We start from the raw sequence: 12,736 nt of genomic DNA, 5'->3' as shown, positions 1-12,736 counted from the left end.
CAGCCGAGATGGGTGCAGGAACCGATCATGACGATCCAGTTTTCCTTGCCTTCGCCGGCGGAGCGATCGAGGTCGCTTGCCGATGCGTCGGCCGGAAGGTTGGCGTTGCGCGCAACCTGGTCCTTCAGCTCGTCGAGCTTGACGGCCTTGGCCTCCTCGACTTCCTTCTCCGTACGGTTGCGGATGAAGATCGGCTTGCCGCGCCATTTCGCCGTCAGCGACATGCCGGGCTGCAGGCTCGAAACGTCCACCTCGATCGAGGCGAGCGCGAGCGTCGATGCGTCCGGGCGCATCTGGTCGATGAATGGCCAAGCGACAGCCCCGGCGCCAACGACGCCTGCCATGCCGGTAGCCAGATAAAGGAAGTCGCGGCGAGTGGGCTCGCCCAAGGCCTCGCTTGAATTGTCGTGTTCGCTCACGGCTAAACCATCCTCTCACGCAATATTGCGGAAACCGCATCCGCCCCCGGCGAAATTCCTGCCCCTTGCGGTTTGATCCAGGTCAAGGAACCACGCCCTATTCATAGTGCTGTCGCCCCCGTCGCCTTGCAGCTGCAAATACGACATCGGCACCAGAATCCGAAAAGAATCGGCGCGCACACGGCACGCAGAATCCCCGTCAATCCGGCGCGTTCTATGCTTGATCGCAAATTATGTCCAGCCTTGACAAGGGGATGTGGGCAGATTGTCGCGGGGAAAAGCGCGGCCAATTGGCACAAGGACTTGACGGTCACCAGTTCGACGGAATTTCATCACTTCGGGCCACAATTGGCCCTGTGCGAAACGGCCCTATTCGGCCGCCTCGTCCCGCGCCAGAAAGCCGCCGGACTGGCGTGACCAGAGGCTGGCATAGAGCCCGCCGCGGGCGACGAGTTCGGCGTGCGTTCCCTCCTCGACGATCCGCCCCTTGTCCATGACGACAAGCCTGTCGAGCGCTGCAATCGTCGACAGCCGATGGGCGATTGCGAGCACCGTCTTGCCCTGCATCAGGCGGTCGAGATTGGACTGGATCGCCGCTTCCACTTCCGAATCGAGCGCCGAAGTCGCCTCGTCGAGCACCAGGATCGGTGCATCCTTCAGCATCACCCGCGCAATGGCGATGCGCTGACGCTGGCCACCCGAAAGCTTGACGCCGCGCTCGCCGACATGGGCATCGAAACCGGCACAGCCGCGCTGATCCTGGAGGTCGACGATGAAATCGTAGGCTTCGGCCTTGCGTGCCGCGGCAATCAGCTGCTCTTCGTCGGCATCCGGCCTTCCAAAGAGAATGTTGTCGCGGATCGAGCGGTGCAAAAGCGAGGTATCCTGGCTGACCATGCCGACCTGGGCGCGCAGGCTTTCCTGCCGGACCGACGCGATGTCCTGCCCGTCGATCTTTATGCGGCCGCTCTCCAGATCGTAGAACCGCAACAGCAGGTTGACGAGCGTCGATTTGCCGGCGCCGGAGCGGCCGACGATGCCGACCTTTTCTCCCGGCCGGATGACGAGTGAAAAGTCGTCGATGACCCGTTCGCCCTTGCCATAGTGGAAGCGGACATCCTCGAAGCGGATTTCCGGCTTGCTGACGGCAAGCTCGGTGGCATCAGGCCAGTCAACGAGACCGATCGGCTGGGAGACGAGCTCGGCCGAGTTCTGGATCGTGCCGATATTGCGCATGATCGAGTTGAACTGGGTCATCATGCGCCCGAGCAGCATGTTGAGCCGCAGGATAAGCGCCAGCGTGAAGGCAACCGCGCCGGAACTGATGGACCCACCGAGCCAGAGGTGGATCGCATAGACGGCGATTGCCGCAATCATCAGCCCGGACAAAAGGGCGAGCGAAGCGCGGACGGCCGTCAGCAACCGGGTGAACGGGATCACTGCCCGCTGAAACCGATCGAAGCCGGCGCGAATATAGCGGTCGTTCTCCTCGTCGCGGCCGAACAGCTTCAGCGTCTGGATGTTGGAATAGGCGTCGACCATGCGGCCGTTCAGCATCGAGGCCATCTCCGCCGTGTCGCGCGCGTGCTTGCGGATCCGCGGAACGAAGTAGCGCGCGAGCGAAAGGAAGATGACGATCCAGAAGCCGACCATCACCGCCAACCGCCAGTCGAGCTGCGCCACCAGCGCCATGGTGGACGCCGTGTAGATGACGATGAACCAGACGACCTGCAGCAGCGATACGAGCAGATCGCTGGTCGCCTGCGCACCGGACCAGACCTTGGTGACGATGCGGCCGGAAAAGTCGTTCTGGAAGAAGGTCAGCGATTGCCGGGCGACATGTACATAGGATTGCCAGCGCACGAGATTGAGGAAGCCGGTGATGATCGACTGCTCTTCGACGAGCGCGGCCAGCGACACCGCAACGAAGCGGAACACCAGCACCGTCAACAGCATGAACAGCAGTTCCGGCCCATTGGCGGCGATCAGGCCGCTCCAGCCGGCTTCGGGCTTGACCGTATCGAGGAGGTCGACCAGCCGCCCGACGAAGTAGAAGAGCCCTGCCTCGAGCATGGCGACAAGGCCGCCGAGCACCGCCATCGCAATGAACGGCCCCTTCGCCTGGCTGGCATAGAACCAGGCAAAGCCCCAGAGCGATTTCGGCGGCTGCAAACGCTCGCGCGGCGCGAAAGGCTTGATCCAGTTCTCGAAGAGGCTGACGATGGCGCTGAGCATGGTTCCGATATAGGCCGTTCGGCGGGAACAGCAATCGGTTTCCGCACAATTGCAGATTACAAATGCGTAACCTCTAAAATCATCAGGCCCGCCGCTCTTTCGAACGACGGGCCCGTGAACGTTTATTCCGCCGCCTCTTCCTTCTCGACGTCATCGGCGATGAAGCCACCGGACTGGCGCGACCAGAGGTCGGCATAGAGCCCGCCCTTGGCGACGAGCTCGCCATGCGAGCCGGTCTCGACGATCCGGCCGGCCTCGAGGATAACCAACCGGTCCATCTCCGTCAGCGTCGACAGGCGGTGGGCGATCGCGATCACCGTCTTGCCTGCCATCAGCGCGAAGAGGTTTTCCTGGATCGCCTGCTCCACTTCGGAATCAAGCGCCGAGGTCGCCTCGTCGAGGATCAGGATCGGCGCGTCCTTGAGGAAGACGCGGGCGATCGCGATGCGCTGGCGCTGGCCGCCGGACAGCTTCACACCCCGCTCGCCGACCTGTGCATCCAGGCCCTTGCGGCCCTGGTTGTCCTCGAGCCCCTGGACGAAGTCCCAGGCATTGGCCCTCTTGGCCGCCGCAATGATCGCTTCGTCGTCGGCTTCCGGATGTCCATAGGCGATGTTGTCGCGAATGGAGCGATGCAGGAGCGAGGTATCCTGGGTGACGACGCCGATCTGGGAACGCAGGCTGTCCTGCGTCACGGTCGCGATGTCCTTGCCGTCGATCCGGATCGCGCCGTCCTCCAGGTCATAGAAGCGCAACAGCAGGTTCATCAGCGTCGTCTTGCCGGCGCCTGAGCGACCGACGAGACCGATCTTTTCGCCGGGCTTGATGTCGAGCGACAGGTGATCGATGACGCCCTTCGCCTTGCCATAGTGGAAGCGGATATTGTCAAAGGCGATTGCCCCCTTTTCCGCCGTCAGTGGCTTGGCGTCCGGCTCGTCGACGATGTCTTGCGCCTTCGTCATCATGCCGATGCCGTCATAGACCGTGCCGATGTTCTCGAACAGAGCCGAGACTTCCCACATGATCCACTGCGACATGCCGTTGATGCGCATCGCCAGACCCACGGCGATCGCGATCGCACCGACCGAGATCGCGCTCGTCAGCCAGAGATGGATGCCAAGGGCGGCGATCGCAAAGAGCGCGATGCTGTTGTTGGCATAAACGAGGATGTGGAACAGCGTGACCTTGCGCATCTGGCGATGCACGGTGTCAAGGAAGCTGTCCATGCCTTCGCGCGCATAGCCTTCCTCGCGACCGGCGTGCGAGAAGAGCTTGACCGTGCCGATGTTGGTGTAGCTGTCGACGATCCGGCCCGTCATCATCGAGCGCGCGTCCGCCTGCTCCTTGGAGATCTTCTGCAGCCGCGGCACGAAGTAGCTGACGATGCAGATGTAGATCGCCAGCCAGATGCCAAGCGGAATGACGAGCCGCCAGTCGGCGGTCGCGACGACGGCGAGCATGGTGACGAAATAGCTGACGACATAGACGAAGACGTCGAGGATCTTCATCACCGTTTCGCGCACCGCAAGCGACGTCTGCATCACCTTCGTCGCAACGCGTCCGGCGAACTCGTTGGCAAAGAAGGTCATGCTCTGGCGAAGCAGGTAGCGGTGCATCTGCCAGCGGGCGATCATCGGATAATTGCCGAGCAGCACCTGGTGCATGATGAACGAGTCGATCGCAACCAGGCCAGGCAGGCCGATCAGAACAAGCGCCCCCATCCAGAATAGCCTGCCGCCCTCGGCTGCAAGGAAGGTCTCGCGGTCGGCGCTCGACAGCCAGTCGACCATGTTGCCGAGGAACTGGAACAGCGCCACTTCGCCGACGGCAATCAGCATCGTGCAGACCGACATGATGATCAGCCACGGCGCCGCCGGCTTGGAATAGTGCCAGCAGAAGCCGAAGAGGCTTTTCGGCGGGAGCGTGGGCTCCTCGGCCGGATAGGGATTGAGGCGGGATTCAAACCAGCCAAACATTGCATTGCTCCTTCAGAGTATTTTGAAGGAAAGCGGGATAGCGCCCCGCATTCTTATGATGAAAAATTCAGTCCGGAAATGCTGCCCGCAAAGGGGCTTCGTCTTCCGGAGTACCGGAAGCGCGTCGATCTCTTTGTAAAAGATAGGTCGCGGAACCGGTCAGGCCAAACGGTGGCCCACTACTCCTGGAAGGCGTGTCAACATCCATACAGTCATGTTTGCCTCCGTCGGTTCGCGTTGAAGAGGCCTGATGTCTACCCTTATTCGCGCCGACATGCCAGATTGTCGCAGCCACTTTCTTGCCTATTTTTTCACCGCACAATCCTCTGTTGCCGTTCAGGCACAGATTAGCATGGGCGAAATGAGCGATCCGCAATTGGCCGAGGCTCTCGATGTTTGAGAGTGGATCGATCCGGCATTCAATGCCATAGGAGCCGCACCCGCCCCTGGCACCGCCATCACCTTTCGGAGCAGCCGCAGCCCATGAGCAACCTGCGCATCGCCCTTTATCAGCCCGACATTCCCGGCAATACCGGCACGATCCTGCGCATGGCCGCCTGCCTCGGGCTGGGCGTCGATATCATCGAGCCGGCCGGCTTCGACCTTTCCGACCGCAACCTGAAGCGGGCCGGCATGGACTACATCGCGTCCGTCGCACTCACCCGCCATGTCAACTGGGAGCGCTTCGAAGAGTGGCGCGCAGGCAGCGGTCGACGGCTTGTGCTCGCCTCGACCAAGGCGGCCCTGCCCTATACCCGCTACGAGTACCTCCCCGACGACATCCTGCTCTTCGGACGGGAGAGCGCCGGTGTGCCGGATCACGTGCACGAGCGCGCCGACGGCCGCATCCTCATTCCGATGGCCGAGGGCCAGCGCTCGCTGAACCTCGCCATCTCGGCGGCGATGATCGCCGGCGAAGCGATCCGACAGGTCTCTCCAGGCTGACAGCGTAAACATCGCCACCTCCATGGCCGCCGGTTGCAGACATCGTCCCCGGCAGGCGCGCTACGCCGCCACCTCGTTGTAGGGCGCTGCCTTGCGCGCCTGCTTCAGGGTTCGCGCCCACCAGGTCAGCCGGTCCATCATCACAAACAATGGCGCGCGCAGTTCCTCGGGCTTGTAGAGGTTGCCGGCCGCGTCGAACTTCGACCAGGCCTTGGGGAACGAAACACCGTCGCGCAGCGTCACCGCATGCAGTTCACCGAAGACCTGGCGCAGCTGCTCGACCGCCCGAATGCCGCCGGAGGCGCCGCCATAGGAGACGAAGGCGACGGGCTTGGCGTGCCAGGGCTCGTAGACCGAATCGATCAGTTCCTTCAACGCCGCCGGATAGCCGTGATTGTATTCCGGCGTGACGATGATGAACGCGTCGGCTTCGGCGATCTTGCGCTCCAGCCATTCGCCGGGATTGACGGCGGCGCCAAGCCCCCGCGATGTCCTGATCCGGGCCGGATCGATGATCGTCAGCGTGAAAACCTCGGAAGCCGAAAGCTCCCGGATCAGCCAGTTGGCGACGGTGTCGCAGAAGCGGCCCTGGCGCGCGCTGCCATAGATCACGGCAAGGGTCATTTTCTCAGTCATCGAGGCAAGCTCCTGTTGTCGCATTCATCGGTTGTCGAATACATGGAGCCAATGCTATAGAACCTCAACAATAGTTGAGGTCAATAGCCGTCGTGACAGTTGTAAGAAACACCGAGCTGCGTCGTGAACTGACAGTGGGAGAAGTGGCCGAACGCAGCGGCGTTGCGGTCTCCACCCTGCACTTCTACGAGGCCAAGGGGCTAATCCGCAGCAACCGCACCCGTGGCAACCAGCGCCGCTATCCGCGTGGCGTGCTCCGGCGCATTGCGGTGATCAAGGTCGCCCAGCGCACTGGCATCCCTTTGTCAGAAATCCAGGACGCTTTGTCGGTTCTGCCGGACGATCGTCCGCTGACGGTGGAAGATTGGGGCAGATTGTCCGAAAGCTGGCGCGAACAGTTGAATGAGCGCATCACCAGCCTGATGGCGCTGCGCGACCATCTGACGGGCTGCATCGGTTGCGGCTGCCTGTCGTTGCGCGAATGTCCGCTGCGCAACCCGCACGATGTGCTATCGATGGAAGGCGCCGGGCCGAGGCTGATGGATGACGATGGCCACCCGTGATTGCGATCGGGTCAATCGGCGGTCGGAAGGCGGCGCATGGTGAACTCGATTTCGTCGCCGTCGAGCTGACGCCAACTCTCAACCTCGGTCCAATAGGCGGCCTTCGGCCAGGTGTCGAACCATTCGCGCGCCTTGGCGCGGGCGGCACCTCGGTCGAGCCGAAAGGTTTCCCGCACGAAAAGGCCATCGCCTCGTGTCGGATTGTCCCGGCGATGCCGGGCGATCTGTCGCCGCAATCCATCGAGCGGCGGACCTGCAGGTATTCTTGCCATGGGCTATACCTCTGAACGCTAAGATAGTGACGGCAATCGCGCTTTGCCAGAGCTTTGTGAGGTCAGAGTTTTCCTTGCAGCCACGGCTCGCCGTGCGACAGACTGGCCGATACGGTAAACCGCCGTTGCCATCGGCGTGAAAGTGTGACCTTTGGCGAACTCAATCGGAATCGGGCGCTTTTCACCGGCAAAAGCTGCCAACAGGACGTAATTTTCATGGAACGACCGCACCTTCCCCAGGGCCTCCCCGCAGACATCGAAGTGAAGAAAGCTGAGGCACGCGCTTGGTTCGAGGGATTGCGCGATACCATCTGCTCTGCCTTCGAGGCGATCGAGGACGAGCTGACCGGTCCGCTCTCGGATCGCGCGCCCGGCCGCTTCGTTGCCAAGGATTGGAGCCGTGAGGGCGGCAAGGGCGGCGGTGGCCGCATGTCGATGATGGAGGGCCGCGTCTTCGAGAAGGTCGGCGTGCATACTTCGACCGTCTATGGCGAATTTTCGCCTGAGTTCCGCAACCAGATCCCGGGTGCCGCCGAAGATCCGCGCTTCTGGGCGTCGGGCATTTCGCTGATTGCCCATCCCGTCAATCCCAACGTGCCGGCGGTTCACATGAACACCCGCATGGTCGTCACGACCAGCAACTGGTTCGGCGGCGGCGCCGATCTGACGCCGGTCCTCGACCGCCGCCGCGTCATGACCGATGCGGACACGCAGCTGTTCCACCGCGCCATGGAAATCACCTGCAGCCGACACGGCGTTGCCGACCATGCCAAGTTCAAGAAGTGGTGCGACGACTATTTCTTCCTGCCGCACCGCAACGAGCCGCGCGGAACCGGCGGCATCTTCTATGACTGGCTGCACTCGGCTGAGGAACAGGGTGGCTGGCAAGCGGATTTCGCCTTCACCCGCGATGTCGGCAAGGCCTTCGCCCTCGTCTATCCGAAGATCGTGCGCTCCAACTTCAACACGCCGTGGACCGAAGACGACCGCGACGAGCAGCTGGTGCGTCGCGGCCGCTATGTCGAGTTCAACCTGCTTTACGATCGCGGCACGATCTTCGGCCTGAAGACCGGCGGCAACGTCGAGTCCATCCTCTCGTCCCTGCCCCCGGTCGTACGCTGGCCCTGAGGGCATTTCCTGGCCTGACCGGATATCGAGGAGCTTCGCGTCGGGTCGGTTCTCCTCTTTCAGCCTGCCGGCCGATTGGGCACCGGCAGCTGACGTACGCGATCGGGCCGCGCCGATCCCGCGCGCCACGTGTCGTCGGACGAAGCTCCGATCTCGCCCATTTGCGCCCGCCGCACGCCTGAATCTCTAAATTCGCCTCCCCTCTTGTGCTCTTCCCGGTGCGTCAACATCTACCAGGGGTGGCGCCGCGAAATTTTCACGCCCGCCTCAACGATGCGCCAGCTTATCCAAATCCGTATCACGATCCATCCGCCCTCGCCGGGTTCCGCTGCAATGCCTGGATCTTGAAGGATCATGGTCGCAGCACCGGTCCCGACGTGGAAGCCACCGAACGAGAAGGACGAGTGCATGACGAAGGGGAATACGGTTCTCGATAACGACCGACGCAAAAGGCCCTTGCCGAGGTGGTTCAAGATATCGGCGATCGCGCTCGCGCTGGTGATCATCCTGGTTCTCGCACCGCTCGCCGTCCTTCTTTATCCAACCCTGAAATCCTATCCGAATGCTCCCGATCAGACTTCCGTTTCACTGCTCGAAGCCAATCGGCAGGACATCGCTCATTTGCGGCATCTGCCGAATTATGAAAGGAGTTTCACGCCCGAGGCCAAAGCAGAATTCGCACGCGCCCTCAGCGCGATGGAGGAGCGCGCCGCGGATATGGACCGCGCCGACCTGGCTATGGCTGCCGCCAAGGCGGTGGCACTGGCCGACAACGGTCACAGCAACGTCGCCGGGCTTGTTGGCGGTCAAAGCTTCAATGCCGTGCCCGTTCGTCTCGGCTGGTTTGCCGACGGCTTGTTCGTCGTCGCCGCTGCCAGGGACCAAAGCCACCTGCTCGGGGCACAGGTCCTCGGCGCAAACGGCAAAACGACGGATGCTTTGCTGGCGGCACTGCGGCCCTATGTTGGGGGGCCGGCCAACCTTGCCAAGGAGTTCGCGCCAAACTTCATGACTTCACCGGAGCTTCTGCATGCGGCAGGTCTCGCGGAAACGTCGGGCAAAAGCACCTACGACATGCGCCTTTCGGACGGCAGCTCCGTGTCAACCGAACTCGCAGCCCTTCCTGGCACTGACGAACCGCTGAGAGCCAATTTCTGGCCCGCCCGAGACTTGAGCCCTGTCGCCCACGCCAACCGCCCCACGGGGTGGCGACATGTGCTGGAGGACGTCGCGTTGCCGGACTATCTCGCCCAGCTCGATCGTAACTATTGGCACGCCTACCCCGCAGCCGACCTACTCTACGTCCAGATCAACCGCGTCCGGGACCAGGCGCCGGTCGATCTATCGCAGTATCTTTCTGACGTGCTTGATGAGTTGAGCAACAAGCCAATTCGCAACGCCATCGTCGACCTGCGCTTCAATGCCGGCGGCAACTACACGCTTTCCGCTGATTTCGCCCGACGTTTGCCCGAGCTTTTGCCACCGACCGGGCGCCTGTTCATTCTGACCACGGGCAATACGTTCTCGGCTGCGATCAGCACCGCCGCGTGGCTCAAATACTATGGCGGGGAGCGCGTCACCATCGTCGGTGAGGCCGTGGGCGACCGCATGCAGTTCTGGGGCGAAGGCGGCCTCACCGTTCTCCCGCATTCGAAACTCGCAGTCCGCTACACCACCGGCTTTCACGACTGGGAGAATGGCTGCAGCCTGTCGCAACTCAGGACGTGTTTCCTGCTGAACTACATCTATGACGTTCCGGCAGGCAGCCTTGAACCGGACGTCATTGCCCAACCGACCTTTGCGGACTATGTGGCCGGCAAGGATCGGGCAATGTCTGTTGTTTTGGAGAGGCTCGCAGCCGTGGGGTCGCAGGACAAGTCCGCCGATCAGGCCGCACTTGCAGGCCGCCGGTAACGGCTGCTCCAAGCGCTGCACCATATCGGACGCGCACGGGTCGATCTGACGCCTTGCTGCATGTCTCCACAGAGCGACGCCGATTGTCGAGACATGCCGGCAATCGCAACAAACCGAAGGTGCGCAGGCACTATTTGCAGATGCGCATCTTCTTGATCACCACCCTGCCGTATGCACCATAGGTTTTGACCGTCTTGACGACACAGTTCTGCTGGCCGCCATAACTGTAATTTGCCGCCTGAACCGGTGCGGTGAAGGCGAGTGCGATCGTCATCGCCAGAGCCATGGCGAATGTGGTGCCGCGCATTGAATGTGTCCCCTGCCTGCTTGTCCAACTGCGACGAACCCGTCGCTTGCAACACCCTTCGCACGGCTGCAGATCCGGCGCTGTTTCAAACGAAACATCCGACCCAGCCTCACGTATCGAGCCTTCGTCTCAGAGGTTTATGCCATGGCGCTTGCGCAGCACTTTTCGCAACGAAAGGCCCTGGCGCACACATGGGGCCAGCAGGTCGATCCATTGCGGTGTCGATGACAGGATCGGGCGCAAGCCGTCAGATCGAGCCGAGCGTCCAGCTGACGATCTCGGCGGAAACGTTGGCGAAGGCCTGGTCCATCGCCTTGATGAAGGCCGGGTTGCCCGCGCCCTTCACGCCAGCGACGGCACGAAACGCTTTCTGCACCCGAACCGTGCCGTTGCGATCGTTGAGGATCTTTGCGAAGATTTCGACGACGGCAGTATCGGCACCTTCCGTCGAGATCTCGAAGGCGCGGATCTCGGTGATGACCTGGTAGTCGATCGCCAGCCCCTGGCCCGGCTTGCCGACACCGCCGATTTTTCCGGTGTCTTCAAAAGCCTGCACGAGCTTCGATTGCACCAGCTTTGGCAGCCGGTCGCTCCACTGAGCCTTGGAGAGATACTGCAGTTCCGATCCGGACAGGCGAATGACGACCTGGTCGCTGTCGAGCGCCTTCAAGGCCGTCGGCTCGGGAACGAGGATCTGTTTTCCGCTGGAGGCCCGGCCTTCGACGACAGGTGCCGCCGAGAGGCTGAACGTGTCATTGACGGCCTTGGTACCGCAGCCGGCAACTCCGGCCGCCAGCATAAAAATCAGGGCGGAGCGACACGCTCCCGCTACTCGCATACCAACCCGCCCCTGAAAATTCATACTGCCAATACCCTTGTCCCACACACCTTGGCGCGCTCGAAAACGAAACCACGCCGACCGGCCCCACGCCGGAGTGCCCACCCGACTCAGCGTCGGGTGCGGCCATCATATTGTTTTACCGTTTCGCCGCCAAAGAGAAGACGTTGCGGGTCCTTGTCGAAGGTGGAGATCGTGTTCTCCAGGCTTTGCACCGTGCGGCGCGTGTCCGTGACGAGTGCTTCGACGTCGCGCAGGCCAGAGCCTGAGAACCGCTTGAGGTTTTCGGCAATCGGGCCGATCTTCGCGTTGAGATTGTCAGCCATCTTGCGGAACGACGCGAGCGTCGCACGGGCGTCAGCCGAAAGCGACGGCGCGTCCGCATCGCCGAGGAAGCCATCGACCTTGACGAGAATGCTGTCCACCCGGCTCGAAGCGGCGTTCAGCTTGCTCGCAAGCTCGGTCACATTGGTAATCGTGTGGTCGATGTCCTGCTGGCGCGCGGTGATCTTGTCGGCAAACGCGGAGATGTTGGCGACCGTCTTGCGTGCATCGGCCGTCGCCGCGGAAATATCGTTGACGACCAGTTCGACCTTCTGCTTGTCGACGGAGGCCACCAGCGTATCGACCCGCTCCAGCGTCTTCTGCGCGTTCTTGCCGAACTGATCGTAGGTTTCGACGGTGCGCCGGAATGTCGCCAGCGTCTCCGTGACGCCACCCGAAGCTGCCTTCAGGTCGTTGCTGATCTGCTCGACGTTGGAGACAATATGGTCGATCTTCTTCGGATCGACCGATTTCACCAGCGTCTCAGCCGATGCGAGCGTCGAATCGAGCTTCTTGGAGGCAGCGTTGATCGACCCGGAAAGCTCGGTCACGCTCTTCAGGAAGTCGTCGATCGCGCCGGAGTTCTTTGCCAGCGCGTCGGAAAACGTCTCGGCGTTGTTGATCGTCTTGGTCAGCGGCCCGCGCACGTCCGTCACGAAGCCCTGAATGTCGGTGATCGCGTCGTTGGCGCGATCCATGATCTGGTCGGCGGTTGCAAGCAGGCTGGTGACGCTCGACTGGTCGGCCAGAATGCGCGCCTGGGTGCCCTTCTCGATCGCGGTTTTCAGGATGTTCTCGTCGCCCTTGTGCCCGCCACTGAGCTCGATATAGGCAGCACCCGTCAGGCCCTGGACTTCCAGCGTCGCCTTGGTCGACTTCAGCACCGGCGCATCCACCGAAACTTCCGTCAGCGCCAGCGAATAGCGCGGATCATTGGCGTCGATCGCCAGATTGCGGACCGTGCCGACGGCGATGCCGTTGAAGCGCACCGGCGAACCGACGGAAAGGCCGTTGGCGGAACCGGGAATATTGACCACCAGCTCGACCATCTCGCCGCTGCGGCCATACTGCGACATCCAGTAGACGAAGCCGAAAGCGGCCGCGATCACGAACACCGTGAAGAAACCGACAATGGCGTAGTTCGCTTTCGTTTCCATTCGTACCGACTACCTTCGTGGC

13 protein-coding genes are annotated in these 12,736 nt (G+C 62.0%); 5 read left to right on the top strand and 8 right to left on the bottom strand.

What is annotated here, in order from left to right:
* The 3 genes from petA to VGO04_RS30810 all read right to left on the bottom strand — a co-directional run.
* On the bottom strand, positions 1 to 419 hold a 419-nt coding region (petA, locus tag VGO04_RS30820; protein WP_327499788.1), incomplete at its 3' end, for a ubiquinol-cytochrome c reductase iron-sulfur subunit.
* A 369-nt stretch (positions 420 to 788) separates the two neighbouring features.
* Positions 789 to 2,654, bottom strand: coding sequence for an ABC transporter ATP-binding protein (locus tag VGO04_RS30815; protein ID WP_327499787.1), 1,866 nt, complete (start codon positions 2,652 to 2,654; stop codon positions 789 to 791).
* Positions 2,655 to 2,776: 122 nt separating this feature from the next.
* Positions 2,777 to 4,630, bottom strand: coding sequence for an ABC transporter ATP-binding protein (locus VGO04_RS30810; RefSeq protein ID WP_327499786.1), 1,854 nt, complete (start codon positions 4,628 to 4,630; stop codon positions 2,777 to 2,779).
* A gap of 250 nt (positions 4,631 to 4,880) precedes the next feature.
* Here VGO04_RS30810 and VGO04_RS30805 point away from each other — a divergent pair, with 250 nt between their 5' ends.
* Both VGO04_RS30805 and VGO04_RS30800 read left to right on the top strand, forming a co-directional pair.
* On the top strand, positions 4,881 to 5,030 hold the full coding sequence (locus VGO04_RS30805; RefSeq protein ID WP_327499785.1) for a hypothetical protein: 150 nt from the start codon (positions 4,881 to 4,883) through the stop codon (positions 5,028 to 5,030).
* Positions 5,031 to 5,113: 83 nt separating this feature from the next.
* On the top strand, positions 5,114 to 5,575 hold the full coding sequence (locus VGO04_RS30800; protein WP_327499784.1) for a tRNA (cytidine(34)-2'-O)-methyltransferase: 462 nt from the start codon (positions 5,114 to 5,116) through the stop codon (positions 5,573 to 5,575).
* A 60-nt stretch (positions 5,576 to 5,635) separates the two neighbouring features.
* On the opposite strand, the gene VGO04_RS30795 is transcribed toward VGO04_RS30800, so the two are convergent.
* The gene (locus VGO04_RS30795) at positions 5,636 to 6,211 is read right to left on the bottom strand and encodes an NADPH-dependent FMN reductase (RefSeq protein ID WP_327499783.1); all 576 of its coding nucleotides are present in this window, start codon (positions 6,209 to 6,211) and stop codon (positions 5,636 to 5,638) included.
* Between the two features lie 92 nt (positions 6,212 to 6,303).
* Between VGO04_RS30795 and soxR the strand changes: the two genes are divergently transcribed.
* Positions 6,304 to 6,774, top strand: coding sequence for a redox-sensitive transcriptional activator SoxR (soxR, locus tag VGO04_RS30790; RefSeq protein ID WP_327499782.1), 471 nt, complete (start codon positions 6,304 to 6,306; stop codon positions 6,772 to 6,774).
* 11 nt (positions 6,775 to 6,785) lie between these two features.
* On the opposite strand, the gene VGO04_RS30785 is transcribed toward soxR, so the two are convergent.
* Positions 6,786 to 7,046 carry a hypothetical protein gene (locus VGO04_RS30785; RefSeq protein ID WP_327499781.1) on the bottom strand — a complete coding sequence of 87 codons (261 nt, stop codon included), beginning with the start codon at positions 7,044 to 7,046 and terminating at the stop codon, positions 6,786 to 6,788.
* A gap of 216 nt (positions 7,047 to 7,262) precedes the next feature.
* Here VGO04_RS30785 and hemF point away from each other — a divergent pair, with 216 nt between their 5' ends.
* Both hemF and VGO04_RS30775 read left to right on the top strand, forming a co-directional pair.
* Positions 7,263 to 8,174 carry an oxygen-dependent coproporphyrinogen oxidase gene (gene hemF, locus VGO04_RS30780; protein ID WP_327499780.1) on the top strand — a complete coding sequence of 304 codons (912 nt, stop codon included), beginning with the start codon at positions 7,263 to 7,265 and terminating at the stop codon, positions 8,172 to 8,174.
* 408 nt (positions 8,175 to 8,582) lie between these two features.
* Entirely contained in the window at positions 8,583 to 10,088 is a 1,506-nt protein-coding gene (locus VGO04_RS30775) for a hypothetical protein (RefSeq protein ID WP_327499779.1), read from the top strand.
* A 130-nt stretch (positions 10,089 to 10,218) separates the two neighbouring features.
* On the opposite strand, the gene VGO04_RS30770 is transcribed toward VGO04_RS30775, so the two are convergent.
* From VGO04_RS30770 to VGO04_RS30760, 3 genes are all read right to left on the bottom strand, one after another.
* On the bottom strand, positions 10,219 to 10,395 hold the full coding sequence (locus tag VGO04_RS30770) for a hypothetical protein (protein ID WP_327499778.1): 177 nt from the start codon (positions 10,393 to 10,395) through the stop codon (positions 10,219 to 10,221).
* Positions 10,396 to 10,642: 247 nt separating this feature from the next.
* Complete coding sequence (locus tag VGO04_RS30765) at positions 10,643 to 11,257, bottom strand: ABC-type transport auxiliary lipoprotein family protein (RefSeq protein ID WP_327499777.1); 615 nt, start codon at positions 11,255 to 11,257, stop codon at positions 10,643 to 10,645.
* A gap of 86 nt (positions 11,258 to 11,343) precedes the next feature.
* Complete coding sequence (locus VGO04_RS30760; protein WP_327499776.1) at positions 11,344 to 12,714, bottom strand: MlaD family protein; 1,371 nt, start codon at positions 12,712 to 12,714, stop codon at positions 11,344 to 11,346.
* Positions 12,715 to 12,736: the final 22 nt, after the last annotated feature.

Source organism: Ensifer sp., from assembly GCF_035999185.1.
Taxonomy (GTDB): domain Bacteria; phylum Pseudomonadota; class Alphaproteobacteria; order Rhizobiales; family Rhizobiaceae; genus Ensifer.
Note: the sequence above shows the minus strand (reverse complement) of the source record. Positions and strands in the feature narration are given on the sequence as shown.

What these genes read in the sequence shown, in the direction of transcription:
- VGO04_RS30810 (WP_327499786.1), bottom strand. Translation starts at nt 4,630, where the DNA reads ATGTTTGGCTGGTTTGAATCCCGCCTCAATCCCTATCCGGCCGAGGAG.
- VGO04_RS30795 (WP_327499783.1), bottom strand. Translation starts at nt 6,211, where the DNA reads ATGACTGAGAAAATGACCCTTGCCGTGATCTATGGCAGCGCGCGCCAG.
- VGO04_RS30805 (WP_327499785.1), top strand. Translation starts at nt 4,881, where the DNA reads ATGTCTACCCTTATTCGCGCCGACATGCCAGATTGTCGCAGCCACTTT.
- VGO04_RS30815 (WP_327499787.1), bottom strand. Translation starts at nt 2,654, where the DNA reads ATGCTCAGCGCCATCGTCAGCCTCTTCGAGAACTGGATCAAGCCTTTC.
- VGO04_RS30760 (WP_327499776.1), bottom strand. Translation starts at nt 12,714, where the DNA reads ATGGAAACGAAAGCGAACTACGCCATTGTCGGTTTCTTCACGGTGTTC.
- VGO04_RS30765 (WP_327499777.1), bottom strand. Translation starts at nt 11,257, where the DNA reads ATGAATTTTCAGGGGCGGGTTGGTATGCGAGTAGCGGGAGCGTGTCGC.
- VGO04_RS30800 (WP_327499784.1), top strand. Translation starts at nt 5,114, where the DNA reads ATGAGCAACCTGCGCATCGCCCTTTATCAGCCCGACATTCCCGGCAAT.
- VGO04_RS30775 (WP_327499779.1), top strand. Translation starts at nt 8,583, where the DNA reads ATGACGAAGGGGAATACGGTTCTCGATAACGACCGACGCAAAAGGCCC.
- hemF (WP_327499780.1), top strand. Translation starts at nt 7,263, where the DNA reads ATGGAACGACCGCACCTTCCCCAGGGCCTCCCCGCAGACATCGAAGTG.
- VGO04_RS30770 (WP_327499778.1), bottom strand. Translation starts at nt 10,395, where the DNA reads ATGCGCGGCACCACATTCGCCATGGCTCTGGCGATGACGATCGCACTC.
- VGO04_RS30785 (WP_327499781.1), bottom strand. Translation starts at nt 7,046, where the DNA reads ATGGCAAGAATACCTGCAGGTCCGCCGCTCGATGGATTGCGGCGACAG.